Origin of the sequence: Streptomyces sp. NPDC048185 (assembly GCF_043202495.1) — a bacterium.
Lineage (GTDB): Bacteria > Actinomycetota > Actinomycetes > Streptomycetales > Streptomycetaceae > Streptomyces.
Genome location: NZ_JBIDAN010000002.1, coordinates 609,030 through 635,842, shown reverse-complemented (window position 1 = coordinate 635,842; position 26,813 = coordinate 609,030). Strand labels below are relative to the sequence as shown.

Here is a 26,813-nt window from a genome sequence, read left to right as displayed (position 1 = left end):
CCCACAGCAGAAGCACCACCTGCACACTGCACGAAGGGGAAGCCATGACAGCGACGACCGACGGAAGCACCGGGGCGACCCTCCCGCCCCGCGCAGCCGCGGCCAGCGAAACAGCCGACATCACGAGCCCCGCCGCGGCGGCCGGGGTACACGAAGCCGCCGCACGCGCGACTCGGCGCGCCACCGACTTCCTGCTCGCCCGGCAGGACGCCGAGGGCTGGTGGAAGGGCGACCTCGAGACCAACGTCACGATGGACGCCGAGGACCTGCTCCTGCGTCAGTTCCTCGGCATCCGGGACGAGGAGACCACCCGCGCCGCCGCCCTCTTCATCCGGGGCGAGCAGCGCGAGGACGGCACCTGGGCCACCTTCTACGGCGGCCCAGGAGACCTGTCCGCCACCATCGAGGCCTACGTCGCCCTCCGCCTGGCCGGCGACGCCCCCGACGCCCCGCAGATGGCGAAGGCCGCGGAGTGGGTCCGGGCCCGCGGCGGCATCGCGGCCTCCCGCGTCTTCACCCGGATCTGGCTGGCCCTGTTCGGCTGGTGGAAGTGGGAGGACCTGCCCGAACTCCCGCCGGAACTGATCTGGTTCCCCACCTGGGTGCCGCTGAACATCTACGACTTCGGCTGCTGGGCCCGGCAGACCATCGTGCCGCTGACCGTCGTCTCGGCGAAGCGCCCGGTGCGCCCGGCGCCGTTCCCGCTCGACGAACTGCACACCGACCCGGCCCGCCCGAACCCGCCCCGCCCCCTGGCCCCGGCGGCCAGCTGGGACGGCGCCTTCCAGCGCATCGACAAGGCCCTGCACGCCTACCGCAAGGTGGCACCCAAGCGGCTGCGCCGGGCGGCGATGAACACCGCCGCCCGCTGGATCGTCGAACGGCAGGAGAACGACGGCTGCTGGGGCGGCATCCAGCCCCCGGCCGTGTACTCGGTCATCGCCCTCCACCTCCTCGGCTACGACCTCGAACATCCCGTGATGCGCGCCGGCCTGGAGTCCCTGGACCGCTTCGCCGTGTGGCGCGAGGACGGCGCCCGGATGATCGAGGCCTGCCAGTCCCCGGTGTGGGACACCTGCCTGGCCGTCATCGCGCTCGCCGACGCCGGGGTGCCCGCCGACCACCCGCAGCTGGTGAAGGCCGCGGACTGGATGCTCGGCGAGCAGATCGTGCGCCCCGGCGACTGGTCGGTGAAGCGGCCCGGACTCCCGCCCGGCGGCTGGGCCTTCGAGTTCCACAACGACAACTACCCCGACATCGACGACACCGCCGAGGTCGTCCTCGCCCTGCGCCGCGTGCGGCACCCCGACCCGGAGCGCACGGAGAAGGCCATCGCGCGCGGGGTGCGCTGGAACCTCGGCATGCAGTCGAAGAACGGCGCCTGGGGCGCCTTCGACGTCGACAACACCAGCCCCTTCCCCAACCGGCTGCCGTTCTGCGACTTCGGCGAGGTGATCGACCCGCCGTCCGCGGACGTCACCGCGCACGTCGTGGAGATGCTCGCGGTCGAGGGCCTCACCCACGACCCGCGCACCCGGCGAGGCATCCAGTGGCTGCTCGCCGAGCAGGAGGCGGACGGCTCGTGGTTCGGCCGCTGGGGCGTCAACTACGTCTACGGCACCGGGTCCGTCGTCCCCGCCCTGACCGCCGCGGGCCTGCCCGCCTCCCATCCGGCCGTCCGCCGCGCGGTGACCTGGCTGGAGTCCGTCCAGAACGACGACGGCGGCTGGGGCGAGGACCTGCGCTCCTACCGCCACGTCAGGGAGTGGAGCGGCAAGGGCGCCTCGACCGCCTCGCAGACGGCCTGGGCACTGATGGCCCTGCTGGCGGCGGGGGAGAGGGACTCCAAGACCGTCGAGCGCGGCATCGAGTGGCTCGCCGCCACCCAGCGGGAGGACGGCTCCTGGGACGAGCCGTACTTCACCGGCACCGGCTTCCCCTGGGACTTCTCCATCAACTACCACCTCTACCGGCAGGTCTTCCCGCTCACCGCGCTCGGCCGGTACGTCCACGGCGAGCCCTTCGCCAAGGTGCCCCGCACGGTCCAGGCCCTCGCCGAGTCGCTGACCGAGGCGAAGGGGAGCTGATGAGCGCACAGCCCGGACCGGCCCCGCTGCTGATCGCCTGCGCGCTCGGCATCGAGCACCTCGCCCTGCGCGCCGGTGACCGGAGCGGGGCCGCCGGGCCGGTCACGGTCCTGCGGACCGGCATGGGACCGAAGGCGGCCGAGCGCTCCGTCGCCCGCGTCCTGGCCGGCCCGGCACTCGGCGACGCCGCCGTGCTGGCCACGGGCTTCTGCGCGGGCCTCGCCCCCGGCATGCACCCCGGCGACCTGGTCGTCGCCGAGGAGACCCGGGACCCGCGGGGCACGGTCGCGTGCGCCGGCACCGACCGGCTCGTCAAGGAACTGGTGCGTGCCGTGCCCGGGCGCACCGTCCACACCGGGCCGCTGACCGGCTCGGACCACGTCGTCCGCGGTCCCGAACGGGCCGACCTGCTCGCGACCGGCGCGATCGCCGTCGACATGGAGTCCGCCGCCACCCTGCTGAGCGCCGTCCGTACGGGCACGCGCCCCGTTGCGGCCGTCCGGGTGGTCGTCGACGCTCCCGAACACGAACTCGTCCGGATCGGCACCGTGCGCGGTGGAATATCGGCTTTCCGCGTTCTCCGGTCCGTACTTCCCGCATTCTTCGAATGGCACCGTTCCTTGCTGCTCCCCAGGAGGTGAGCCCAGATGGCCATGCCGCTGCGCCAGTCCATCAAGGTCGCTACATACTTGGCCGAACAGAAACTCCGGCGGCGGGACAAGTTCCCGCTGATCGTGGAGCTGGAGCCGCTCTTCGCCTGCAACCTGAAATGCGAGGGATGCGGCAAGATCCAGCACCCCGCCGGCGTGCTCAAGCAGCGCATGCCGGTCGCGCAGGCCGTGGGAGCGGTGCTGGAATCGGGTGCGCCGATGGTGTCCATCGCCGGCGGCGAGCCCCTGATGCACCCCCAGATCGACGAGATCGTGCGGCAGTTGGTGGCCAAGCGGAAATACGTCTTTCTCTGCACCAACGCGCTGCTCATGCGCAAGAAGATGGACAAGTTCACGCCCTCGCCGTACTTCGCGTTCGCGGTGCACATCGACGGCCTGCGCGAGCGGCACGACGAGTCCGTGGCGAAGGAGGGAGTGTTCGACGAGGCCGTGGAGGCCATCAAGGAGGCCAAGCGGCGCGGCTTCCGGGTCACCACCAACTCGACCTTCTTCAACACCGACACCCCGCAGACCATCGTCGAGGTGCTCAACTTCCTCAACGACGACCTCAAGGTCGACGAGATGATGATCTCGCCCGCCTACGCCTACGAGAAGGCACCCGACCAGGAGCACTTCCTCGGCGTGGAACAGACCCGCGAACTGTTCAAGAAGGCGTTCTCGGGCGGCAACCGGGCCCGCTGGCGGCTCAACCACTCCCCGCTGTTCCTCGACTTCCTCGAGGGCAAGGTCGACTTCCCGTGCACCGCCTGGGCGATCCCGAACTACTCCCTCTTCGGCTGGCAGCGCCCCTGCTACCTGATGAGCGACGGGTACGTGCCCACGTACCGCGAGCTGATCGAGGAGACCGACTGGGACAAGTACGGCCGGGGCAAGGACCCCCGCTGCGCCAACTGCATGGCGCACTGCGGCTACGAGCCCACCGCCGTCCTGGCCACCATGGGCTCCCTCAAGGAATCCCTGCGGGCCATGCGGGAGACGGTCTCCGGGAACCGGGACTGATCCGTGACCGCCATCCCCCTGGGGGTCCCCGAGGTACCGGTCCGGCCGATCGCCGAGCGGCGCATGTCGCGGCGGATCCAGGTCGGGCCGGTCGCGGTGGGCGGCGGGGCCCCCGTGTCGGTGCAGTCGATGACGACGACCCGTACGTCGGACATCGGCGCGACGCTCCAGCAGATCGCCGAGCTGACGGCGTCCGGCTGCCAGATCGTGCGGGTGGCGTGTCCCACGCAGGACGACGCCGACGCCCTTCCGGTGATCGCGAAGAAGTCGCAGATCCCGGTGATCGCGGACATCCACTTCCAGCCGAAGTACGTCTTCGCCGCCATCGAGGCCGGCTGCGCCGCGGTCCGGGTGAACCCGGGCAACATCAAGCAGTTCGACGACAAGGTGAAGGAGATCGCCCAGGCGGCGAAGGACCACGGCACGCCGATCCGCATCGGCGTGAACGCGGGCTCCCTGGACCGGCGCCTGCTCCAGAAGTACGGCAGGGCCACCCCGGAGGCGCTCGCCGAGTCCGCCCTGTGGGAGGCGTCGCTCTTCGAGGAGCACGGCTTCCGGGACATCAAGATCTCGGTGAAGCACAACGACCCGGTCGTCATGGTCGAGGCCTACCGCCGGCTCGCCGCCCAGTGCGACTACCCGCTGCACCTCGGCGTCACCGAGGCCGGCCCGGCCTTCCAGGGCACCATCAAGTCGGCCGTCGCCTTCGGCGCCCTGCTCTCCCAGGGCATCGGCGACACCATCCGCGTCTCCCTGTCGGCGCCGCCCGTCGAGGAGATCAAGGTCGGCATCCAGATCCTGGAGTCGCTGAACCTGCGCCAGAGGGGCCTGGAGATCGTCTCCTGCCCGTCCTGCGGCCGTGCCCAGGTCGACGTCTACAAGCTGGCCGAGGAGGTCACCGCCGGCCTGACCGGCATGGACGTCCCGCTGCGCGTCGCCGTCATGGGCTGCGTCGTCAACGGCCCCGGCGAGGCCCGCGAGGCCGACCTCGGTGTGGCCTCCGGCAACGGCAAGGGCCAGATCTTCGTCAAGGGCGAGGTCATCAAGACCGTGCCCGAGTCCAAGATCGTGGAGACCCTCATCGAAGAGGCCATGAAGCTCGCCGAACAGACGGAGAAGGACGGCACGTCGGGGGAGCCGGCCGTCACCGTGGGCTGAACAGCACGAACCGAAGGGGGCTCGAGCGTGACGATTCTGGAGAGCATCCGGGGACCACGCGACCTGAAGGCGCTGTCCGAGGCGCAACTCGGAGAACTGTCCGACGAGATACGTGATTTCCTGGTGCACGCGGTCGCCCGTACCGGCGGACACCTCGGACCCAACCTCGGCGTGGTGGAACTCACCGTCGCCCTGCACCGGGTCTTCGAGTCGCCGGCCGACCGCATCCTGTGGGACACCGGCCACCAGAGCTACGTCCACAAACTCCTGACCGGCCGTCAGGACTTCTCCAAGCTGCGCGGCAAGGGCGGGCTCTCCGGTTATCCCTCGCGCGAGGAGTCCGAGCACGACGTCATCGAGAACAGCCACGCCTCCACCGCGCTCGGCTGGGCCGACGGCCTCGCCAAGGCCCGCCAGGTCCGGGGAGAGCGGGGCCACGTCGTCGCCGTCATCGGCGACGGCGCGCTCACGGGCGGAATGGCCTGGGAGGCACTGAACAACATCGCGGCCGCCAGGGACCGGCCGCTGATCATCGTCGTCAACGACAACGAACGCTCGTACGCGCCGACCATCGGCGGCCTCGCCAACCACCTGGCGACGCTGCGCACGACCGACGGCTACGAGCGGATGCTGGCCTGGGGCAAGGAGGTGCTCCAGCGCACGCCGGTGGTCGGCAACACCGTCTACGAGGCCCTGCACGGCGCCAAGAAGGGCTTCAAGGACGCCTTCGCCCCGCAGGGACTGTTCGAGGACCTCGGACTGAAGTACCTGGGCCCGATCGACGGCCACGACATCGGCGCCGTCGAGTCGGCGCTGCGGCGCGCCAAACGCTTCCACGGGCCGGTGCTGGTGCACTGCCTCACCGAGAAGGGCCGCGGCTACGAGCCCGCCCTGCGCGACGAGGAGGACCACTTCCACACGGTCGGCGTGATGGACCCGCTGACCTGCGCGCCGCTCAGCCCGTCGAACGGGCCGTCCTGGACCTCCGTGTTCGGCGAGGAGATGGCGCGCATCGGCGAGGAACGCGACGACGTCGTGGCCGTCACCGCGGCCATGCTGCACCCGGTCGGCCTCGCCCCCTTCGCCGAGCGGTTCCCCGACCGGGTCTGGGACGTCGGCATCGCCGAACAGCACGCGGCCGTGTCCGCCGCCGGCCTCGCGACGGGCGGACTGCACCCGGTCGTCGCCGTCTACGCCACCTTCCTCAACCGTGCCTTCGACCAGCTCCTGATGGACGTGGCCCTGCACCGCTGCGGTGTCACCTTCGTCCTGGACCGGGCCGGCGTCACCGGCGTCGACGGGCCTTCGCACAACGGCATGTGGGACTTGTCCGTCCTCCAGGCCGTCCCGGGCCTGCGCATCGCGGCGCCGCGCGACGCCGGCCAGCTGCGCGCCCAGTTGCGCGAGGCGGTCGCCGTCGACGACGCGCCGACCCTGCTGCGGTTCCCGAAGGAGTCGGTCGGGCCGGCCCTGCCGGCCGTGGACCGGGTCGGCGGGATGGACGTCCTGCACGCCGCCGAACGGCCCGAGGTGCTGCTCGTCGCCGTCGGCGTGATGGCACCCGTCTGCCTCGCGGCCGCCGAGCTGCTGGAGGGCCGCGGCACCGGATGCACCGTCGTGGACCCGCGCTGGGTCAAGCCCGTCGATCCGGAGCTGCCGCCCCTGGCCGCCCGGCACCGGCTGGTGGCCGTCGTCGAGGACAACAGCCGTGCCGGCGGGGTCGGTTCGGCGGTGGCACTGGCCCTGGGCGACGCCGACGTCGACGTACCCGTGAGGCGGTTCGGGATTCCGGAACAGTTCCTCGCGCACGCCAAACGCGCCGAGGTGCTGGCCGACATCGGCCTCACCCCGGTGGAGATCGCCGGCCGGATCAGCGCGAGCCTGGCCGTCCGGGAAGCGGCCGGGGACGGCCGGACCGTCATGCCAGGGCAAGGAGAGAACTGAATGGCCAAGGAGTTCGACCTCGGCGCGCTGCTGGCCGAGCGCGGCGCCGAGCGGTACGAGCTGCACGCGAAGCACCTCAACCACCAGTTGCCGCGCATGCTGCGCACCATCGGCTTCGACAAGGTCTACGAGCGGGCCGAGGGCGCGCACTTCTGGGACGCGGACGGCAACGACTACCTGGACATGCTCGCCGGGTTCGCCGTGATGGGCCTGGGCCGCCACCACCCCGTCGTCCGCAAGGCCCTGCACGACGTCCTCGACGCCTCGCTGGCCGACCTGACCCGTTTCGACTGTCCGCCGCTGCCCGGACTGCTGGCCGAACGGCTGCTCTCCTACAGCCCGCACCTGGACCGCGTCTTCTTCGGCAACAGCGGCACGGAGGCGGTCGAGACAGCGCTGAAGTTCGCCCGGTACGCGACCGGCAGGCGCAGGATCCTGTACTGCACGCACGCCTTCCACGGGCTGACCGCGGGCTCGCTGTCCGTGAACGGCGAGAGCGGCTTCCGGGACGGCTTCGCCCCGCTGCTGCCGGACACCGCCGTGCCGCTCGGCGACCTGGACGCCCTGGCCCGGGAGCTGAGGAAGGGTGACGTGGCGGCGCTGGTCGTGGAGCCGATCCAGGGCAAGGGTGTCCACGAGGCCCCGCCCGGCTATCTGCGCGCCGCGCAGGACCTGCTGCACCGGCACAAGGCGCTGCTGATCGCCGACGAGGTGCAGACGGGTCTGGGCCGGACCGGGAAGTTCTACGCCTACCAGCACGAGGAGGGCGCCGAGCCCGACCTGGTGTGCGTCGCCAAGGCGCTGTCCGGCGGGTACGTGCCGGTGGGTGCCACGCTCGGCAAGGACTGGATCTTCCAGAAGGTGTACTCGTCGATGGACCGGGTGCAGGTCCACTCGGCGAGCTTCGGGTCCAACGCGCAGGCCATGGCCGCCGGGCTCGCGGTGCTGTCGGTGATGGAGAACGAGGAGATCGTGGCGAACGCCGCCGCCGTGGGCGAGCACCTGAAGTCCCGGCTGACGGAGCTGGTGGACCGCTACGAGCTGCTCGCCGACGTCCGGGGCCGGGGGCTGATGATCGGCATCGAGTTCGGCCGGCCGAAGTCGCTGAAGCTGCGCAGCCGCTGGACCATGCTGCAGGCCGCGCGGAAGGGCCTGTTCGCGCAGATGGTGGTGGTGCCGCTGCTGCAGCGGCACCGGATCCTGACGCAGGTGTCCGGCGACCATCTGGAGGTGATCAAGCTGATCCCGCCGCTGATCATCGACACCTCGGACGCGGACCGCTTCGTCGACGCCTTCACCGAGGTGATGGACGACGCGCACAACGGCGGTGGTCTGATGTGGGACTTCGGGAAGACGCTGGTCAGGCAGGCGGTGGCGAACCGCTAGCCGACCGGGATCGGCCCCGGTTTGCCTGTGAGGCAAGAAAATTGCCTCACGGGCAAAACTCGGGCTGAATGGAGGCATGACCTCCTCTAACGACCCCGCGGAGGAACCGGCGGAGGAAGCGGCTGACGCCGTGACCTCCGTGGTCGCCCCGCAGCTGCGCGCCCTGCGGCGCCGCGCGTCCCTCACCCTGGAGGCGGCGGCCCGCGCCGCGGGACTGTCGCCCGCCCACCTCTCCCGGCTGGAGACCGGGCAGCGTCAGCCCTCGCTGCCGATGCTGCTCTCGCTCGCCCGCATTTATGGTACGACCGTCTCGGAGCTGCTCGGCGAGACGACCGCGGACCGGGACGCCGTGGTGCGGGCCGGGGACATGGAACCGACGACCGCGGGCGGCTGGACGTACTGGCAGGCCGGCGGCTCCGGCCGCGGGATGCAGGCCCTGCGCGTCCGTGTGCCGTACGGCTCGCAGGGCGACATCGTGCGCGTGCACCCCGGCGAGGAGTGGCTCCACGTCCTGCGGGGCCGGCTGCGGCTGCGCCTCGGGGACGCCGTGCACGTGCTCGGCCCGGGCGACAGCGCCCACTTCGACTCCCTGACCCCGCACCGGATCGCCGCCCAGGACGCCGACGGGCTCGAGCTCCTCTTCGTCCACACCCTGCTGCAGAGCCCCACCGCGGCGCTGTGCCTGGGACCCTTCACCCCACCGACCCGTCACACCACCGGAGAGATGCCATGAGCACGATTCAGGACAAACTCCCGCGTGCCCTGTGGGTGCGACTTCTCATCTACATCGTCCTCGGGCACGTCGTCGCGGGCTTCCTCTTCCTGCTCTTCGAGGTGGGCGCCAAGTAGCCGGCCGGCACCGTGGGCGGGTGGCTCAGTCCAGCATCCGCTCGCGCAGCCGCTCCCGGATCTCCGGGGTGACGCCGAGCCCCTTCTCCAGGTAGGTGTCGACCCCGCCCCAGGTCTCCTCGACGGTCTCGAAGGCCGCCGCCAGGTATTCGGCGCGCGCGTCGAACAGGGGGCTGAGCAGCTCCATGACCTCGGGGGAGTAGGCCGAGGCGGCGGAGCCGCTGCGGCGCACCTTGTAGCGGCGGTGCGTCGCGTTGGACTTCAGGTAGTCCTCGGTGATGGCGTCGCGCTGCACGCCCAGGGCGAGCAGGGTGATGGCGATCGACAGGCCCGCGCGGTCCTTGCCGGCCGCGCAGTGCATCAGTGCGGGGACGCTGTCCTCGGCGAGCGCGTGCAGCACCCGGGAGTGCTCCGCCGTGCGCTCCTTGATGATCGTGCGGTAGGAGGCGATCATCCGCTTCGCGGCCTGGTCGTCCGCCAGGATCTCGCGCAGCTGGTCGAGGTCGCCGTCGCGGACCATCTTCCAGAACTCGGCACCGTCGGCCGGATCGCTCAGCGGCAGGTTCACATTGCGCACGCCCGGCAGTTCGACGTCCGGCCCCTCGAGCCTCTGGTCGGCGGCGTTGCGGAAGTCGAAGATCGTGTGCAGGCCCAGTGAGGCGAGGAAGGCGGCGTCCTCACCGGTGGCGTGCGCGAGGTGGCCGCTGCGGAACAGCACACCCTGGCGCACGCGCCGCCCGTCCACGGTCGGCAGTCCGCCCACGTCCCGGAAGTTGCGCACGCCGGTCAGCTCGGGTTCGGTCGACGGGACCTGCTGCGTCACGGGGGCTCCTCCCACTCCGCCCCGCCGGCGCTGCTCGCCGACGGGCGCCCAGCCGACGATACGGCATCCCTTGCCTGCGGCAACGAGCCGGCCGCAGGCCGTCGACAGGACCGACTAGTGCTGGTGTGAGACTTAGGTCCGAATTGCGCCCTTCATCCCAACTCGGCGCGGAATAAAGGGTGCTGGAGTGGTTCCCGTGAGCAGCGTCATAGAGGTGACCGTCCGTTGCCCGTCATGTTCACGTAATTCATGCGCTTATCAAGGCCCTTTGCGGAAAAAGGCGCTCACGGAATCGACGGAGTGTGACCGGCGATTCCCGCAATGGATCAAGTGGAACGCCTGTCCGCGGAATCTCTCGCTTGTCCGTTCGCATCCCGGTCGCTTACGTTCACCACCGATCCGGACGGACGCCTAATCCTGCCGCCGACCGGAGCCCGCACTCATCCACCACCCGTACACGGCAGGAGCGGGGGACCCACAGGTACCACGCCTGTTCCGGTTCCCGGAACGGCTCGGGGTAAAGCCGCGTCACGACGCGGCCGGGCATCTCCAGTCCGCACCCGACAGCTCACCTCGCAGGCGCCGGAGAGGAATTCGCCATGCCCGCGAAGGGTAAGCACCGCCGTACCAAGGCCCAGCGCCTCACCCGCACCATCGCCGTCGCCGGCACCGGTGGCGCCGCGCTCGCGCTCCCGCTGATGGGCGCCGCCGCCGCCAACGCCGCTCCCGCGCACTCCGTCGCCGGTCAGTCCGTCCAGTCCGTGACGACCGGTGCGCAGAAGTCCGCCGACAAGGGCTCGGCCTCGCACACCTACGTCGTGAAGAGCGGCGACTACCTGTCGAAGATCGCCGACGAGCAGCACGTCGACGGCGGCTGGAAGAAGCTCTACGCGGACAACCGCGAGGCCGTCGGCTCCGACCCGTCGCTGATCCACCCGGGTCTCAAGCTGTCCGTCGGCCAGAAGGCCGCTGCCGGCACCGAGAAGGCCGCCGAGAAGCCGGCCAAGGCCGAGAAGTCCTCCGCGCAGTCCGCCGAGAAGTCGTCGGACGCCGCGAAGACCTCCGCGTCGAAGTCCTCCGGCACGGCCGCCGGGTCCGCCACCACCAGCGGCTACACCGCCCCCGTGGCCGGCGCCGGCATCGGCACCCCGTACCACCAGTCCGGCAGCATGTGGTCCAGCGGCTACCACACCGGCACCGACTTCGTCGTCCCGACCGGCACCTCCCTGAAGGCCGTCGGCGCGGGCACGGTCGTCTCCGCTGGCTGGGGCGGCGCGTACGGCAACCAGGTCGTCATCAAGCTCGCCGACGGCTACTACGCCCAGTACGCCCACCTGTCCTCGATCTCCGTGTCCGCCGGCCAGGCCGTGACCGCCGGTCAGCAGATCGGCCTCTCCGGTGCCACCGGCAACGTGACCGGACCGCACCTGCACTTCGAGATCCGCACCACGCCGGACTACGGCTCCGACGTGGACCCGGTCGCCTACCTGCGCTCGCACGGCGTCTCCCTCTGACGACCGCTCCCGCGCAGCACCCGCGCCACCGAAGGCCGGACCCCGATCCCCGGGTCCGGCCTTCGGTGCGTCCGCCGACGGCCTCTTCTTATTCCTGAATTGGCCAACACTTTAGGAGTGGCTTTTCTCACCGACCGTCAACCCCTTCTTACGGTCGCGTAGGTCACATTCCACGGTGAATCATGGTCCGACGTGGCAGACGATTCGAAGAGTGACAGCAGAGCAGTGATCGGGTCGTACGTGGCGGTGGGGGACAGCTTCACCGAGGGCGTCGGAGACCCCGGCCCCGACGGGGCGTTCGTCGGCTGGGCCGACCGGTTCGCCGTACTGCTCGCGGACCGGCGCCCCGAGGGCGACTTCACGTACACGAACCTCGCCGTGCGCGGCAGGCTGCTCGACCAGATCGTGGCGGAGCAGGTTCCCCGGGCGGTCGAACTCGCCCCGGACCTGGTCTCGTTCTGTGCCGGCGGCAACGACATCATCCGGCCCGGCACCGACCCGGACGAGGTGGCCGAACGGTTCGAACGGGCGGTGGCCGCCCTGACCGCCGCGGCCGGCACGGTGCTGGTGACCACCGGCTTCGACACCCGCGGGGTGCCCGTCCTCAAGCACCTGCGCGGCAAGATCGCCACCTACAACGGACACGTGAGGGCCGTCGCCGACCGCTACGGCTGTCCGGTGCTCGACCTGTGGTCGCTGCGCAGCGTGCAGGACCGCAGGGCGTGGGACGCCGACCGCCTCCACCTGTCGGCCGAGGGGCACACCCGCGTGGCACTGCGCGCCGGCCAGGTCCTCGGCCTGGGCATCCCGGCCGACCCGGACCAGCCCTGGCCGCCGCTGCCGCCGCGCGGCACCCTCGACGTCCGGCGGGACGACGTGCACTGGGCGCGGGAGTACCTGGTGCCGTGGATCGGCCGCCGTCTGCGCGGCGAGTCCTCGGGCGACCACGTCACGGCCAAAGGGGCCCTGTCACCGGACGACATCAAGTCGCGGATCGCCGCGGTGGCCTGAGACGGGTGGTCCCCGCCTCCGCGGCCGGGCCGTTCAGGGCCGTGGCGCGGTCAAGGCGTCCCGGTCCAGGCCGAGTTCGCGGGCCAGCGCCTCGTCCACCCAGCGCAGCGCACGGGCGCGGGAGACCGCGCCCGTGTACGACGTCAGCTGTACGGCGAGCCCGTCCAGCAGTGCCGTCAGCCGCAGGGCGGCGCCGTCGGGGTCCGGGCACGGGAACTCCCCGGCGGCCACCCCGTCCGCGATGACCTCGGAGAGGGCCGCCTTCCACTGCCGGTCCAGCTCCCGCGTGACCTCCCGCAGCGCGGGCTCGCGCAGCGACGCCGCCCAGCCCTCGATCCACAGCCGCCAGCCCTTGGCCTGGCCGGTCGGGGCGTACCACCGCACGGCGGCGCGCAGCCGGCGCAGCGCCGACGTACGGCGGCCGAGCAGCTTGCGCAGACGGGCCAGATCGTCCTCGGCGGCGTGGGTGAACGCGGCGGCGACCAGCTTCTCCTTCGTCGAGAAGTGGTAGAGCACCAGCGCGCTGCTGACACCGAGCGCCGCGGCCACGTCGGCGATCCGCAGTGCCGCCACACCCCGCGCCGATATCTGCTCGATGGCCGCGCGCAGCAGCTCCTCACGCCGCTCCGCCACACTCAACCGGACCCTCGTCACGCCCGTCACCCTATACAGGCGCACGCACGTGCGACGACGGCTGCGTCCGGCACCGCCGGCTCAGCCCGACGTGGCGGTGGCCGCGCCGGTGAGCCCCGGCGCCGGGCAGGTCGCCGGAGCCCTCGCGGGAGCGCCCTCACGGGGGCGACGGGTGGAGGGAACCTGGATGTGACATCCCTCGTTCGAGGTGACGTCGGACAGGACGACAATGAGAGCCTGACCCACTCCACCAGGAGGTACCGTGGCCGCCCCCCGTTCCCCCCGCACCGGGCCCCGTGTGCCGCGGCCCGCCGCCTTCGGCGCCGACCCGGCCGGTGAGCGCATGGCGCGCATCCGCAGATCGCCGCACTTCCGCGACGGGGTGTTCCAGAACCCCGGCGGCACCGCCCGCACCCGCCCCTCCGGATCGGCCCGCGAGTTCGCCGGCGTCTACTTCGACCGGGAGTCGCGGCTCCGCCGTGCCCCGCGCGGCACGGTCCCGGTCCACGCCACCACCCTCGCCGACCTGGCCCGGCCGCCCGCCACCGGGCTGCGGCTGACCTGGATGGGCCACTCGAGCGTGCTCGCCGAGATCGACGGGCAGCGGGTGCTCTTCGACCCCGTGTGGGGCGAGCGCTGCTCCCCCTTCCCGTTCGCCGGTCCCAAGCGGCTGCACCCGGTCCCGGTGCCCCTGGCGGCCCTGGGCCCGGTCGACGTCGTGGTCATCTCCCACGACCACTACGACCACCTGGACATGCCCACGATCAAGGCGCTGGCCGGCACGGACACGCTGTTCGCCGTGCCGCTCGGTGTCGGTGCCCACCTCGAGCACTGGGGCGTGCCCGCCGGCCGGCTGCGGGAGCTGGACTGGCACGAGTCGACGCGCGTCGGCGGCCTCACCCTGACCGCCACCCCGGCCCGCCACTTCTGCGGACGCGGGCTGCGCAACACCCAGCACACCCTCTGGGCCTCCTGGGTCGTCGCCGGCGCGGAACACCGCGTCTACCACAGCGGGGACACCGGCTACTTCGACGGCTTCCGGGACATCGGCGCCGCCCACGGCCCGTTCGACGCCACGATGATCCAGATCGGGGCGTACGCCGAGTTCTGGCCCAAGAACCACACGGACTATACGCCGCTGCCTGGCATGTGGCCAGACATTCACATGACGCCTGCGCAGGGAGTTCAGGCCCACCTTGACCTGCAGGGAGGCGCTCCGGGTGGGGTGCTGCTGCCGATCCACTGGGGGACGTTCAACCTGGCTCCGCATCCGTGGGCGGAGCCCGGGGAGTGGACCAAGGACGCGGCCGAGGAGGTCGGCCAGGCGGTGGCATTCCCGCGGCCGGGGGAGCCGTTCGAGCCAGCGGGGGAGCTGCCGGGGGAGGCGTGGTGGCGGGCGGTGTCGGGTCCGATCGCGCACCCGTGGAGCCGTCCCCGGATCGTCGAAGGCGTGGCCGGGACGAGCAAGGGCGATCTCGACCTTGCGGGGGAGAGGTGACGTCGGTCGGGGACGAGCTCGGAGAGATGGTCCAGATGCTGGAGCGTCTCCCTGCTGACGAGCAGGATCGTTTGCTGCGCGCCTTGGACGGAGCGTCCCGCGTGGAGTGTGAAGTCATTGCTCAGCGCTTCAGGCCCTTGCCGTCCCTGGAAGCCTCGTCTGGGGTTGTTGTCCGAACCCGCATTGTGGAGCGCTGAGCTTGCAGGCCCCGGCTGGCAGCGTTCGGCCGGGGTCGGTGACAGCGTCTACTGCTGTGACCGCGAAGGTTCACCGGGTTCGAGAGTTGTGAGGAAACGGACGAACGTACCGCGTGCTGGGGTGAGACGATCGCACCGCAACCATCTACCTCCATGACTTCGGTTGGCGAGCACTCGCTGACGCTGGATGTCGGCGGCCCGGCTGCCGATGCCGGGGGGAGCCGAGACCGGTCCGTCGCCGGTCGACCGGCGGAAGACGGGCAGCAAGCACCACTTGGTCTGCGACAGACACGGCACCCGCTCAAAGTCATCACCATCGCGGCCAACCGTAACGACGTCACCCGGACCCTCACTCTGGTCGACGGCATCCCGCCGGTGATTGGGCGTCCTGGCCGGCCACGCCGCCGCCCCGACTCGCTGCTCGGGGACAAGGCTACGACTCCAACCGCCACCGCGAGGAGTTGCGCAAGCGCCGGATCCTGGCGGTCATCTCCCGCAAGGGCGCCCCGACTATCAAGGGTCTGGGCAGGCTCCGCTACGTCGTGGAGCAGACCTTCGCCCTGCTCCACCAGTTCGCGCCTCGCCGTCCGCTGGGAACGCCGCACCGAACTCCACGACGTCTTCGTCTCGTTGGCATGCAGCCTCATCTACTGGAGACGCCTCAACAAGCACCGATCATGATCGTGTTACGAGCTCATAGAGTTGTCGTCCGGGAGGCGTTCGCTCTAAGTGGCAACTCAACCGTCGAACCACGGAGATACCGCATGACCGAGCAGCCCAACGAGCCCCTCGCGGTTAAGCCGCCCCTTCCCCACCTCGTGGCGGGCATGGACGAGGAGGAGTTGACCATCACGCTGGGGCTGGGACTTGCCGCACGCAAGGCTGCGGAAGCCGAGTACATCCTGCATGGGATCTATGTACACCTCATCGACGCCGAGAAGGCGTACAGCCAGCTACCCGTGGCGACTGGGGGCAAGCTCGTGAAGGAATGCCGCGCCAAGCTGATCACATCCGGCTTGCCCGCTTCGTGCCAGACGTCCCTCGCGGAAGACCTTGATGCGGTCGAGGAGGGAATCCGTCTCCGGAACCGATACCTACACGGCTACTGGATCTACGACGACGAGTCATACCAGTGGCTCACGCTGAAGGGCGCGCACGGCACTCAGCGCCCAGAGGTCACATTCGTCGAGAGCAGCGAGGTATGGGAGTTGGCCGATCAACTCGGGAAGCTCTGCTCTCGCCTCCTCCACTGGGACACCGCCCACTTCGGGGAAGAAGCCGACGACGAGGAGGACCACCAGGGCTTGGTGTCACGCAAGCGGATCTGACTCCCGCACCCGTAATGGCATGTTATCGAGAGTCGCAGTCAGCCAAGAGGGCGCTACTGAGGCGAGGCTGCGCTGCCAGTTACGCTCATGTCATGCCTTCGAGTCCCCGTTTCCACCCCGGCGACGGACGTCCGCGCTACGTTGGGACGGCCGTCGTCGTTTTCCCTGACGGTCGCGAGGAGCCCGTGACCGTCTCGCTCGTGCTTCGCTACGACCTCAACCGCACAGACAACCGCGAGTCCGATCGGGATAGCACCTGGGCCGGCAGCATCACGCTCGCTGACGAGTCCTCGGACGCCGACCTCTTCGATGCGGCGCCTGCGATTTTGCGCATGCCCGACGGACGAGAGAGCGAGTTCATGGCGACCAGCGGGCCACGCGAGTCAGGCTGCTCAGGATTGGGAACCGCTCCGTTCGTCAGTCCGAGCGCCGGCGTTTAGGGGAACGTTATGCGCCACCCCTGCGCTTCGTTCGGGTCCAGTTGTCAGCGCCTCCCGGCAGACTGTCCGGCATGGCAGAGAAATATGAGACTGAAGCTGTCGTCGTGATCGACGGCTAAGAGATCCAGGCATACGCACGATTCACGGTGGATGCTGACAACACCCACCAGTGGTGGGGTGGCGAGCTTGAGTCCGAAGACTCCGCACTCGCGTTCAAGCTCATCAACGGACGTCGGGCCTCGCTACGCCTCCCCAGCGGCAGCGAGGCCAGCATCGTCCCCGGCGAAGACCGCGGGAAGGGTACGAGTTTCAAGTGAAGCGGGCGCCCGCCGGTCTGACGAAGGCCACAGCAGCACAGCGCCCCCGCTCCCCTGTCGTCGTAGGGAAGCGGGGGGCGCTGGCATGCAGTCAGAGGCCGGGGTTCACGTCGAGGATCCACTGGGGGCGGAACCCGGCGCGGCCTTGCATGAGCGTGGCGAGCGCGCGCAGTACGGCATAGGCGTCGTCGCGCTCGCTGGCGCCTCCACGGGCGAGGTGCGCCTCGCAGGGATCGATCAGATGAGCCCCGACGAGGGCGGGTCCGTCGTGGTCGACAGTGCTGGCCCACCAGTCGGTTGCCGAGCGGACGTAGGTGAGGAGGTCGACCGCATCGTCCTGAGCGTGCTGGTCTGCTGCTCGGGCCCGATGGATGGCGATGCCGGCGCGCTGGAACTCGCGGCCGAGGGCCTGCACTCCGCGAGGGATGCCGCCGTCTCGCCGGTTTACGGCGCGGGCGAGTTCGGAGTAGGGGTAGAGCGCGAGGGCGGCCGGGAGGTTGTCGACGAGGAGTGCGCGGGTTTCTTCGGTCTCGAAGAGGTCCTCGACGCGATCCATGCTGCTGGTCATACTGCATCCGATCGTTTGGCCCCGCGCCACTGATCACTGTCGTTGTAGCGGCAGTGGGCACGCAATGCCGAGATGAGTGACTGCAGCCACATTCATTCGTCACAGACGGGTAACCTGCCCTCACAGGTCCCTCACATGTGCTCTACCGTGTTCCGCCTGTACTGGCATCACTCGGGGGGAATCTGTGCGTACCCGCATCATCACGGCGGCCCTACTCTGCGCTGCGGTCGTCAGTGTCACGGCCTGCGAACCGACGGAAGACGGCAAGTCGTCCAGCAGCAGCGCCCCGTCCCAGGCCGCAGAATCGCCTGCTGGCGAGCCGGCAAAGGACGACAAGGCCGACGGCGATCAGGCGATGGTTCCGAACTTTGTCGGCATGGGCCTGCAGTCGGCGCAGGACAAGGCGCAAGAACTCGGCTTCTACGGCCTGGACTCGCACGACGCGCTGGGCCGGGACCGGATGCAGGCGTTCGACCGGAACTGGAAGGTGTGCAGCCAGAACGTGGCCGCCGACACCAGCACGTCCACGGACACCCGGCTCGACTTTGGCGCGGTGAAGTTGGAGGAGGACTGTCCGGCGAAGGACGAGAAGCCGCCGTCGGCCGAGGGCGGCAAGATGCCGGACTTCAACGGCAAGTCGGTGAAGGCGGCGCGGGGTGCGCTCGACTCCGGCGTGTCGATCACCGTCAACGATGCGTCGGCCGACGACCGGATGGTGCTGATGGAGTCGAACTGGCAGGTGTGCACGCAGAGCCCGGCGCCCGGAACAGCGCTTAATGGGCAGCCGGTCGAGTTCACCGCGGTCAAGTTCGGCGAGTCCTGCCCGTAGGGGGGTACAGCATCACCATCCACAACACCCTTGGGGGGAAGCATGCGCATGCGCTTCCGCAGTGCACGGGAGCCGGTTCATCCGTGGACGCTACCGCCAACCCGGCGAACCTACGGGGTCACAGCACTAGGACCTGTCTGATAATTGATCTTGTGGCAGGTCGAGGCGAGCTGACGGATGTGGCGTGGGAGCGGATAGCACCCCGATTGCCGGGTGTTGATGGTCGCGGGCGGCCGTGGCGAATTCACCGGCAGGTGATCAACGGGGTGTTGTGGCGGTTGCGGACCGGTGCCCCGTGGCGTGACCTGCCGGAACGCTACGGGCCGTGGCACACGGCTTATGAACGGTTCGCCCGCTGGGAGGCGGACGGGACTTGGGCCCGTCTGCTCGAACAGGTCCAGGTCCGCGCTGACTCCGTCGGAGCCGTGGAGTGGACGGTGTCGGTGGACTCCACGATCAACCGGGCCCATCAGCACGCTGCCGGCGCCCGAAAAAAGGGGCGGTAGCGGGGGACGAAGTGGAGGATCCGGCACGCGTGTCGGCTAGCCAGGCGCTGGGCCGGTCCCGCGGCGGGCTGACCACGGAGATCCATCTTGTTTGCGACGGCCGGGGCCTGCCCTTGGCCGTCGTAGTCACGCCCGGCAACGTGAACGATTCCACCGTCTTTGACACGGTCATGGACCAGCTGAGGTTGCCCCGGACCGGTGCCGGGCGGCCCCGCCGCAGACCCGACGCGGTCATCGCGGACAAGGCGCACTCGTCCCGCGCGATCCGCCAGGTCCTGCGCAGGCGAGGCATTCAGGCCGTGGTCCCGGAACGGGCCGACCAGAAGGCCGACCGCCTGCGGCGAGGGACGAGGGGCGGCAGGCCCCCGACCTTCGACCGTGAGCTCTGCAAACCCCCAACGTGGTCGAACGCTGCTTCGCCCGACTCAAGCAGTTCCGGGCGATCGCGACCCGCTTCGACAAGCTCGCCGCTCGCTACCACGCCGGACTTCACCTCGCCTCACTCATTCTCTGGTTTCGCGAGCTGGTAACGCAGCCCCGGAGGGTCCCGACGGCTGGTTGAATGCTCACCAGTGCCACTGCGAAACTGGGGGAGCTTTGAGGGTGCAGGACACGATCGCTTACGACGGCGTCGCGATTTTTCTACTGCTGGTCGTGGTTTGGCAGATGCGGCGACGGCTGACGCTTCGCTCCCGGGGCGTCGAGGTCATCGCTCGGTGCTTCGATCGTGATTGGCGGGGGAAGGGCGGCCCGCAGTTCCTTCTGAGCTACACGACGCCAGACGGTGTCAAGCGAACGCACAGTGCAGGTGAAAACCACGTCCCCGCCGGCACCCGCGAAGGGGACAGCGTTGCAGTCCTCTACGACCCCATGTCCCCTGGGCGCGCGGAGACGGCACTCGCTTCCCGCAAACCATTCTGGAAGCACTACGACATGGCTGGCCTGGTGGGAGTTGCCCTCAGTGTCGTGCTGATGGTGCACGTCCTCTAGATTGGCCGCCACGCATCAAAAGCGGTCCAAGCCCGCCCTCACACGACGGGCCCAACGCACATCCGATACATCAGAGCCCTCTCACTCACGCAGTACTTGTCAGACACGGCCTAGTCGGTGCGGTTTCCGGCCCGGAGTTCGTGCAGGTGGCGGGGGAGGAAGTTCACGGTGCGGGCGGACTTTCCCTGGGTGCAGGGAGGACGGTCCGGACAGGGGTCGCACTGATGGGAGGCGAACCGGACGACGGTGTAGGGCGCCATGGCCGGGGCGGGGCCTCGATCCAGGGTGGTGCTGGTCCGGCCGTTGGGGCAGGCGACCTGGCGCCGGCCGAAGTCGATGGTGAAGTCGTCGCGGGTGAAGCCGGTCTGCTCCTTCTTCTGCCATGCTCCGCTCGCCTTGACCGGTCCGACGAGCTGGACGCTGTGGTCGCGTGCGGAGTTGTTCAGCAGGGCGGTGGAGATGTAGCCGCCGTCAACCAGGTGCTGTGCGGGCAGCAGTCGGCGGTCGCGGAGTCGGGCGTGGATGCCGGGCAGGGCCTGGGTGTCTCGGGTGGGGCTGGTGGTGGCGATGGTCCGTGATCAGGTTGACGCGGGCGGCCGCGTCGCAGGTCTCGGTGACGTGGACCAGATAGCCGCTCCAGCGGGTGTTGCCGCGGATGGCCCGGCGTGCGTCCAGGTCGTAGGGCGAGATGATCCGGACGGCTCCTTTGGGCCGGCCGTCCTTCTCGGTGCGCGGACGCAGGACGCCGCGAGTATCGACGAGGAAGTTCTGCACCATGATCTGTCGCATAGCCTCGGTCTGGGGGCCGCGACGGTGGGGCGGCAGGATCTGCAGGAGCCGGCAGGCATCCGCTCCGGCCTGCTGCTGGGCGGGCAGGCGGACCGGTCGGCCGTAACGGGTGGCCCATTCGGCGTCCACCAGGTCGTCCAGGACCTGGGGTGATTCGCGGGAGGCTTCTTCCAGCGCGGCGCGGACCGCTTCGAGGACCAGTTCCAGGCGGGTGAGTTCCCTGGCGGCGGACAGGATCTGGGTGGAGCCGGTCCGCTGCCTTCCGTGTTCCTTGATCATTCCTGCCTCACGTAACCGGTCCAGGGCCAGGGACGGGAGCTGGTCGGCACGGCCATCCTGACCGAGGCGGTCACGGAAGTCCGTGAGCACGCTGTGGTGGAAGCCGGGGTCGTCCAGGCTCATCGCGAGGGCGTACTTGAAGTCGATCCGGCACCGCACCGCCTCGGCCACCTGCCGGTGGAGAGATTGAGCAGGAACTGCAGCACGCAGACCATGGCCAGTTGGGCCGGCGACAGCCCGGGGCGCCCGTCACGGGGATACCAGGACAGGAAGTCCTCGTCCCTCCACAGCCCGTCGAGATGATCACGTACCCACATCGCGGTGGTCCCACGAGGATTACTCGCGCGAGCCGTCCGAGCGGTGAGCTCTGGCACTACCGCACCGGACCGAGGACGAACGGACACTGATCACCCCATGAGGACACACGCCTGCATCGAACCAGCCGAAGCATCCCGAACCATCCACGCCCTTGTCCGGGGAACCTCAAGATCCCCGACAGAGTCGCTCAGTGTCAGACATACGTCTGGTGTGGCGACCACTCGGTCGGTACGTGGCGCTCCGGAAAGGTCGACGGTGCGGCTGCCACAGGCCGCGCTTTTTCCGTATACGAGCGTCTCGTTGGGACTCGGTAAGAGCTCTGCCGCCGATTCTGCTGGCTTATCCCGTGCCCAGCGGGGCAGGGCAGCTACATCAATCGTCAGCTGGACGTGACCAGGAGCTGCGACGGCTCCAGCCGGAACCATTCCACTTCCATCCTGACTTTGTTTCAGTTTTGCCACTTGCTTCCGCGAGGATGCGTTCGAACTTCTCGATGAGTTGGCGATCGCCGATCGACTCGGCGACAGAAAGTCCACTTTCGAAGAGATCTATTGCCTCAATACGCTCGCCAAGCTTCAGGTGTCCAAAGCCGAGTCCCCAGTACGCCTTGGCCAGGTTCTTTTTGTTGGCGGATTCATGGAGTAAGGGCAGTGCGGTTCGCAGGACCATGATTGCCTGCTGGTAATCACCTTCCTGACCGTAGCGTATGCCGAGCTCGACGAGTAGGGCACCCTCCGTGTGATCATCACGCATAGCCTTGGCTGCTTGGGCATCACGGCGATAAACCTCGATGACGCGTTCGCGGACGCTGTTCAAGGTGGATTCGCCCATTGATCCCACGCTGTTGTGACGGTTGAGTGGGTGCGAGGCAATGCTCGAGATGATGGCTAGTGCGTCCTCGTACTGCCCGGCCTCGCTCAGGAGCAGCCCTGCCGTAATCCCATGTGCATGCTTCTCCTGGATGGACCAGCCCGCGGATCCCTTTAGATTGGCCTTGAGCACTTCGTCGGCGCGTTTGGCCAGGGCAACAACGTCACCCAGACGGGACGCGATCCTGGCCCGGGTGATCGGGTCGAGGCCCCACTGGTTAGCGGCGCGATCGGCGAGGGACTCCGCGCGCTGTCCGACGGCGATCACCTCACGGACGGGCCAGGTGCCGACCAGGAGACTAGCGAGGAGAAATAGTGCCGCGAACTCTCCCGGTTTGTCATCGGCGTTGCGGTAGGCGCCTGCGGCCCGTCGCAGTGCTTCGGTCGCTTCGCTGCGCCGCTGTCTCCTGGCGTATGCGATTCCGATGTTGATCTGTGCCTGGGCCAGCGAAGCTTGCGACAGCTCGGCCGATATCTCGTCAATGCGTTGATGCAGTTCGAATGCTTCCCCGTACCGTCCGGTATCGACGAGTAGGGCGGTAAATTCAGCCAATGCCTGTCCTTCAGCCTCGCGGTCATCGAGCTTGCGAAGGATGGTCGTGGCCTGTCGCAGGTGGGCTATCGCTTGTTGCGCCGGCTCAGAATCGGCATAGGTGAATTGCTGACCAATTGGTCCGGCGGTCAGCTTAGTCATTAGCTCGGTCTGGTTGACGGCGTGACCGTGCCGGGAGGAGTCGAGGTAATGGGCAAACAGCCGGCAGGCGGCTGCTCTGATCTCCTGCGGGCGTAGATCGGAGTCGCGGCGTTCATTCGCGTAGAGTCGGACCAGGTCGTGCATGCGCCAATACCCGTCCCCGTGGGCTGTGTCGCGCTCGACCAGATGCGCGCGGGCCAGTTCGGTAAGTGCCCGGCGCGTGGCCGGAACCTCGCGCTCGGCGAGGGCCGCAACCGCTTGCGTGGCCAGATCGGGCCCGGGGTTGATCGGCAACAGCTGGAACACCCATGCCTGATCAGGCGTCAGGTGACGGTAGGACAACTCGAAGGCTGCGCGTACGGCCAAGTCGTCATACCGCAACTCCTCCAGCCGACTGCGCTCCTGCGCGAGATCGGCAGCCAGTTCCGCCAGGGGCCGGGCCGGATCCTCGGCCAAGGATGCGGCCACGATCCGCAACGCCAGCGGCAGGTGCCCGCAGAGTCGGGCGACGCGGGCTGCGTCCTGCGGGTACCGCGATACTCGGTCATCCGCGCCGCGCGTTACCTGTACGACGTTGTTGACCAGTTCCACCGCCGTCTGCGGGGCGAGGACATCCAGCTCTACCAGTCGTGCATCGAGCGTGCCGAGGGTGTGGCGGGAGGTGACGATCACTCTCGTGGACCCATCGGACGGTAGCAGAGGGCGTACCTGCCCAGCAGAGGAGGCGTTGTCCACCACCACTAGCAGCCTTCGGTCGTGCTCGGTCAGGGCGGCCAGGACGGAGGTATACAGCCGGGCGCGGTCCTGTTCCTCCACTGGGATGTCCTTTGTGGCGATCCCCAGCGCGCTCAGCCAGCTACCGAGTACAGATCCCGGACTGGGGCGGCGATCCTCGTCATAGCCGTGGATGTCGGCGAACAGCACGCCCCCCGGGTACCAGCCACGCGCCACAGCCGTGTGTGCGGCTTGCAGCACCAGCTCGGTCTTGCCGACTCCGGCCAGTCCCACCACGGCCGAAACCGCCACTGCTCTGGGCCCGCGGCTGTCCGGATTCAGCAAGCCCATCAGCACGGAGAGCTCTTCGTCCCGGCCGGTGAAGCTGCTACTTGTGGCGGGCAGTCCTGACAACGCTGTGGGTACCGCACGCGGCAACTGGACGGTGATGTCCCGACCCTGGATTACCGTACTGAAAAAGACACCGCCGCTGATCTGGTTCTTCACCGGTGAGCCCGCGCCGTCCTTGCCGCGGGGATCCGCGTCGGCCATGCCGGTCAGTCCTGCGCAGAGGGCGCGCCAGGAGCGCTCGGGGGTGGGGGCGGGGCAGCGAATGATGCTCCGGAAAAGTCACGGCCTTGCAGCGTCGGCCCGTGGAAGGTGCCACCGCTGATCGTGTTGTGAACCTCGCCGTCGCCGGTGCGCACCAACTTCGCTTGCTCGTGCCACCGCTCCAGACCAGCGCGGAAGTCTGATTCCAGCGCGGCGCGCACCGCCAGCGCGGTACTGAGCGCCTGCGCGCGCATTGGATCGGCTGGCGCCCGCTCCAGCTCCGCCAGCTCCACCTCCCCTGAGCTCACCGCGGAAGCATCCTCAGTGTCCTGACCGTTCCGGAACGGGCGTCGCACCAATGCACTCAACCCCGCCCACGCCTGCCGGCCGACCTCACCACCGACTCCACCCGCCAACGCTGCCAACAGCCCCACCGAGACCGGATCCACTCGCGCCGTCCTCCCCACTTACACACCGATCAGGAGTCGAAACTTTATGAGAACAGGTCTCTGCTACGCAGCGAAACCGGACTGTCTTCCACCACCACAATTCAGAGCCTGCGAGTCCTGCCTGCCCCGCGTCGCGCAAAACAGCTCCATATTCGTGAAAGTGGGCTGGCCTCGAGCTCACCCATACGGGTGGCATCCCAGGAAGATGGCCACCGTATGCGGCTGGTGACAAGGTTCGCAGCAGACCGGCGGCCTCGGCGTCGCCAACGTGGTGCGCGGACGCGGCGGACCGGCGAAGCACGTCGTAGGGGACAGCGCCAGTCTCGACGGTCAGCCGCATCACGTAGCCACTCTTCGGCAGAGCGTGCTCGTGGTGGCAGTCGCCGGTGCGGTAGAGCATGCCGTCGTCAGGTTCCCAGGCGGTGGCCGAGGCGCCCGCGTCATCGATCGCCTGGCGGAGGCAGTCGCCCTCGGTCATGGTGCCCCAGTCCACGGAGAGCCAATCATGGGACGTCCCCCTGGGGCAGCGCTACGCCGCCGTCCACGACGCCAACGCCGTCGTGAGTGCCTGGCTGTGGGGCCCTGCGCGTCCACCCTGTTCGGTCTCCACCGACAGCCAACGGGAGCGCCGTCCCTAGGAAGTGGCCTTCTATGCGGGCATGACCTGCTAGTGGCTCCCGCGGCCTGGAACGATAGGGGCTCTCTGACCAGTTGCAACAAGTCGTGGTCGAAAAGCGAGCTGGACTAGGGCGGTTGAGCCGCTGTCGGCTGAAAGAACTAAGAACGACTTCTGGCCGGACATCCACATGACCCCCGAGGAGGGCATACGCGCCCACCTCGACCTCCAGGGAGGCCGGCCGGGCGGCGTCGTGCTGCCCATCCACTGGGGCACCTTCAACCTGGCGCCGCACGCCTGGGCGGAGCCGGGGGAGTGGACGAGGGACGCGGGCGAGGAGGCGGGACAGACCGTGGCACTTCCCCGCCCCGGCGAGCCGTTCGAGCCGACGGGGCAGGTGCCCGGGGAGCCCTGGTGGCGGGCGGTGTCCGGTCCGGTCGCGCAGCCGTGGCGGCGTCCGCGGGGCGCCGAGGGTGTGTCCGGGACGAGCCGGGGTGATCTCGACCTCGCCGGTGAGCGGTGAGGCCGGCCGGTGACGAGGCGGGGGGAGACGGTCGGGATGTCGGCGCGTCTCCCGGCTGCCACGCCTGAGGGTGCCGTCGCCCACTGATTCGCCTTGCCCTGGTGGCTCCGATCACAGGAGCCCGTCACAGGAGCCCTGAGGGGCCCCGCCCAGGGGGCAGGGCCCGGACAGCTCCGCCCGGGTGCGGCTGCCCCCGGCGGCCCGGCGCTCTCTGCCGGTCAGCCGTTGATGGCGTCGAGGACCACCCGGGCGACCTGCTCGGGATCGTCGGACATCGGCGAGTGCCCGCAGCCCTTGAGCGAGACGTGCCGGGCGCCCGGAAGCAGTCGTGCTGCCCTGAGTGCCTGGTGGGGCGGGGTCATCAGGTCCCGTGTGCCCCAGCCGACCGTGACCGGGACCGGAACCGAAGGGGTGAAGGCCCGCAGCCGGTAGGCGTGCGCGGCGCGCCGCGTCGGCTCGAAGCCGGGAGAGCGGGCCAGGTTGCGCAGCGCTCCGGCGGCCGCCGCCTCCGGGATCCGCCAGGGCCTGGCGGCGAGCTGCCAGAAGGCGACGGTGCGCCCGACCGGGTGTCCGGCGATCCGGTCGGGGTGTCCGGCGCAGGCCCGTGCCATCGCGTGGGCGACGCGGAGCGAACCGAGAGCGTAGGTGGCCTCGGGGCGGGTCCACAGCCCGATGGGGGACAACGCGACGGCGCTGCCGACCGCGCCGCCGCGGGCCAGTTCCAGGGCGACGGCCCCGCCGAGGGAGTTCCCCGCGACGGGCGGGCGTGCGAGGCCGGCACCGGGGAGCCACCCGGCAACGGCGGCGGCCAGCGCCTCGACGGTGGGAGTGGTCCCTTCCGGGAGCGGAGGGCTGGCACCGAAGCCCGGGACGTCGACGGCCACCACCTCGTGCTCACGGGCGAGACGCTCCAGGACGGGCGTCCAGCCGTCCCGGTCGAGCTGGAGGACGACCAGCAGGGGCGGCCCGCTGCCGAGTCGCCGCGACGCCAGTTCCAGGTGGGACATATCGGCATCGTAGGGGGGCGCTCCGGCACCCGCATCCGTGCGCGGAAGCGCCGACGGACGGGGCGTCGCCCCTGGGCTGAACCTGGCCCGGACCGGCCGGTCCGGTCGCGGCCTCCCTTCCGCCGTCGTCACTCATGGTGACCACATCTGATCGAGTCGGACCAGTTGCCGACGCTTCACGAACGACTGTTTCACCCGGTTATCGGGCTGTCGTACGAGGCCTCATACCAGAGCGGGACGTTGTCCGCGGGACTT

The 26,813-nt window shown here is 69.5% G+C and carries 22 protein-coding genes, 2 pseudogenes and 1 riboswitch; of the genes and pseudogenes, 17 read left to right on the top strand and 7 right to left on the bottom strand.

Annotated features, from left to right (window positions below; all coding sequences use genetic code 11):
• Positions 1-44 precede the first annotated feature (44 nt).
• The 8 genes from shc to ACGF3H_RS08830 all read left to right on the top strand — a co-directional run bounded on the left by shc (position 45) and on the right by ACGF3H_RS08830 (position 9,094).
• Positions 45-2,087: a squalene--hopene cyclase gene (gene shc / locus ACGF3H_RS08865; RefSeq protein WP_362488425.1), complete on the top strand. Its 2,043-nt coding sequence runs from the start codon at positions 45-47 to the stop codon at positions 2,085-2,087.
• On the top strand, positions 2,087-2,728 hold the full coding sequence (locus ACGF3H_RS08860; protein ID WP_362488427.1) for a 1-hydroxy-2-methyl-2-butenyl 4-diphosphate reductase: 642 nt from the start codon (positions 2,087-2,089) through the stop codon (positions 2,726-2,728). Before shc ends, ACGF3H_RS08860 begins: the two co-directional genes overlap by 1 nt.
• Before the next feature lie 6 nt (positions 2,729-2,734).
• Positions 2,735-3,757, top strand: a complete 1,023-nt coding sequence (gene hpnH / locus ACGF3H_RS08855; RefSeq protein WP_239764607.1) for an adenosyl-hopene transferase HpnH — start codon at positions 2,735-2,737, stop codon at positions 3,755-3,757.
• 3 nt (positions 3,758-3,760) lie between these two features.
• Positions 3,761-4,915: a flavodoxin-dependent (E)-4-hydroxy-3-methylbut-2-enyl-diphosphate synthase gene (gene ispG / locus ACGF3H_RS08850; RefSeq protein ID WP_393816464.1), complete on the top strand. Its 1,155-nt coding sequence runs from the start codon at positions 3,761-3,763 to the stop codon at positions 4,913-4,915.
• 27 nt (positions 4,916-4,942) lie between these two features.
• Positions 4,943-6,859, top strand: coding sequence for a 1-deoxy-D-xylulose-5-phosphate synthase (gene dxs, locus ACGF3H_RS08845; RefSeq protein ID WP_362494630.1), 1,917 nt, complete (start codon positions 4,943-4,945; stop codon positions 6,857-6,859).
• Entirely contained in the window at positions 6,860-8,245 is a 1,386-nt protein-coding gene (locus tag ACGF3H_RS08840; protein ID WP_362494627.1) for an aspartate aminotransferase family protein, read from the top strand.
• 76 nt (positions 8,246-8,321) lie between these two features.
• On the top strand, positions 8,322-8,978 hold the full coding sequence (locus ACGF3H_RS08835; RefSeq protein ID WP_362494625.1) for an XRE family transcriptional regulator: 657 nt from the start codon (positions 8,322-8,324) through the stop codon (positions 8,976-8,978).
• Positions 8,975-9,094 (top strand): DUF6126 family protein, encoded by a 120-nt coding sequence (locus tag ACGF3H_RS08830; protein WP_161166010.1) that lies wholly within the window; start codon positions 8,975-8,977, stop codon positions 9,092-9,094. The genes ACGF3H_RS08835 and ACGF3H_RS08830 overlap by 4 nt, the downstream gene beginning before the upstream one ends.
• Before the next feature lie 25 nt (positions 9,095-9,119).
• Here the strand turns inward: ACGF3H_RS08830 and ACGF3H_RS08825 are convergent, their stop codons facing one another.
• Positions 9,120-9,917, bottom strand: a complete 798-nt coding sequence (locus ACGF3H_RS08825) for a tyrosine-protein phosphatase (RefSeq protein ID WP_362494622.1) — start codon at positions 9,915-9,917, stop codon at positions 9,120-9,122.
• 438 nt (positions 9,918-10,355) lie between these two features.
• A riboswitch (cyclic di-AMP (ydaO/yuaA leader) is annotated at positions 10,356-10,512 on the top strand.
• A 4-nt stretch (positions 10,513-10,516) separates the two neighbouring features.
• Between ACGF3H_RS08825 and ACGF3H_RS08820 the strand changes: the two genes are divergently transcribed.
• Complete coding sequence (locus tag ACGF3H_RS08820) at positions 10,517-11,431, top strand: LysM peptidoglycan-binding domain-containing M23 family metallopeptidase (RefSeq protein WP_362494619.1); 915 nt, start codon at positions 10,517-10,519, stop codon at positions 11,429-11,431.
• 225 nt (positions 11,432-11,656) lie between these two features.
• A complete protein-coding gene (locus ACGF3H_RS08815) occupies positions 11,657-12,442 on the top strand; it encodes an SGNH/GDSL hydrolase family protein (protein ID WP_362494646.1) in 786 nt (261 codons plus the stop codon).
• Between the two features lie 33 nt (positions 12,443-12,475).
• Here ACGF3H_RS08815 and ACGF3H_RS08810 read toward each other — a convergent pair whose 3' ends face one another.
• Positions 12,476-13,096 carry a TetR/AcrR family transcriptional regulator gene (locus ACGF3H_RS08810; protein WP_362494616.1) on the bottom strand — a complete coding sequence of 207 codons (621 nt, stop codon included), beginning with the start codon at positions 13,094-13,096 and terminating at the stop codon, positions 12,476-12,478.
• A gap of 241 nt (positions 13,097-13,337) precedes the next feature.
• Here ACGF3H_RS08810 and ACGF3H_RS08805 point away from each other — a divergent pair, with 241 nt between their 5' ends.
• From ACGF3H_RS08805 to ACGF3H_RS08795, 3 genes are all read left to right on the top strand, one after another.
• Positions 13,338-14,573 (top strand): MBL fold metallo-hydrolase, encoded by a 1,236-nt coding sequence (locus ACGF3H_RS08805; protein ID WP_362494614.1) that lies wholly within the window; start codon positions 13,338-13,340, stop codon positions 14,571-14,573.
• A 961-nt stretch (positions 14,574-15,534) separates the two neighbouring features.
• Positions 15,535-16,098 (top strand): hypothetical protein, encoded by a 564-nt coding sequence (locus ACGF3H_RS08800; protein WP_362494612.1) that lies wholly within the window; start codon positions 15,535-15,537, stop codon positions 16,096-16,098.
• A 185-nt stretch (positions 16,099-16,283) separates the two neighbouring features.
• Entirely contained in the window at positions 16,284-16,538 is a 255-nt protein-coding gene (locus tag ACGF3H_RS08795; protein WP_362494610.1) for a hypothetical protein, read from the top strand.
• A 408-nt stretch (positions 16,539-16,946) separates the two neighbouring features.
• On the opposite strand, the gene ACGF3H_RS08790 is transcribed toward ACGF3H_RS08795, so the two are convergent.
• Positions 16,947-17,423 carry a hypothetical protein gene (locus ACGF3H_RS08790; protein ID WP_362494607.1) on the bottom strand — a complete coding sequence of 159 codons (477 nt, stop codon included), beginning with the start codon at positions 17,421-17,423 and terminating at the stop codon, positions 16,947-16,949.
• 184 nt (positions 17,424-17,607) lie between these two features.
• On the opposite strand from ACGF3H_RS08790, the gene ACGF3H_RS08785 reads away from it, so the two are divergent.
• From ACGF3H_RS08785 to ACGF3H_RS08775, 3 genes and pseudogenes are all read left to right on the top strand, one after another.
• Positions 17,608-18,252, top strand: coding sequence for a PASTA domain-containing protein (locus ACGF3H_RS08785; RefSeq protein WP_362494604.1), 645 nt, complete (start codon positions 17,608-17,610; stop codon positions 18,250-18,252).
• A gap of 152 nt (positions 18,253-18,404) precedes the next feature.
• A pseudogene (locus tag ACGF3H_RS08780) lies at positions 18,405-19,320 on the top strand (IS5 family transposase).
• Between the two features lie 41 nt (positions 19,321-19,361).
• Positions 19,362-19,748, top strand: a complete 387-nt coding sequence (locus ACGF3H_RS08775; RefSeq protein WP_362494603.1) for a DUF3592 domain-containing protein — start codon at positions 19,362-19,364, stop codon at positions 19,746-19,748.
• A 110-nt stretch (positions 19,749-19,858) separates the two neighbouring features.
• Here ACGF3H_RS08775 and ACGF3H_RS08770 read toward each other — a convergent pair whose 3' ends face one another.
• From ACGF3H_RS08770 to ACGF3H_RS08760, 3 genes are all read right to left on the bottom strand, one after another.
• On the bottom strand, positions 19,859-20,086 hold the full coding sequence (locus tag ACGF3H_RS08770) for a transposase (RefSeq protein WP_362494643.1): 228 nt from the start codon (positions 20,084-20,086) through the stop codon (positions 19,859-19,861).
• Positions 20,087-20,219: 133 nt separating this feature from the next.
• A complete protein-coding gene (locus tag ACGF3H_RS08765; protein WP_362494601.1) occupies positions 20,220-20,987 on the bottom strand; it encodes a transposase in 768 nt (255 codons plus the stop codon).
• 519 nt (positions 20,988-21,506) lie between these two features.
• Positions 21,507-23,963, bottom strand: coding sequence for an NB-ARC domain-containing protein (locus tag ACGF3H_RS08760; RefSeq protein ID WP_362494598.1), 2,457 nt, complete (start codon positions 23,961-23,963; stop codon positions 21,507-21,509).
• 1,231 nt (positions 23,964-25,194) lie between these two features.
• On the opposite strand from ACGF3H_RS08760, the pseudogene ACGF3H_RS08755 reads away from it, so the two are divergent.
• Positions 25,195-25,551 (top strand): annotated as a pseudogene (locus ACGF3H_RS08755) (MBL fold metallo-hydrolase); the annotation flags it as partial.
• A gap of 218 nt (positions 25,552-25,769) precedes the next feature.
• On the opposite strand, the gene ACGF3H_RS08750 reads toward ACGF3H_RS08755, so the two are convergent.
• Positions 25,770-26,558 carry an alpha/beta hydrolase gene (locus ACGF3H_RS08750; RefSeq protein WP_362494596.1) on the bottom strand — a complete coding sequence of 263 codons (789 nt, stop codon included), beginning with the start codon at positions 26,556-26,558 and terminating at the stop codon, positions 25,770-25,772.
• Positions 26,559-26,813: the final 255 nt, after the last annotated feature.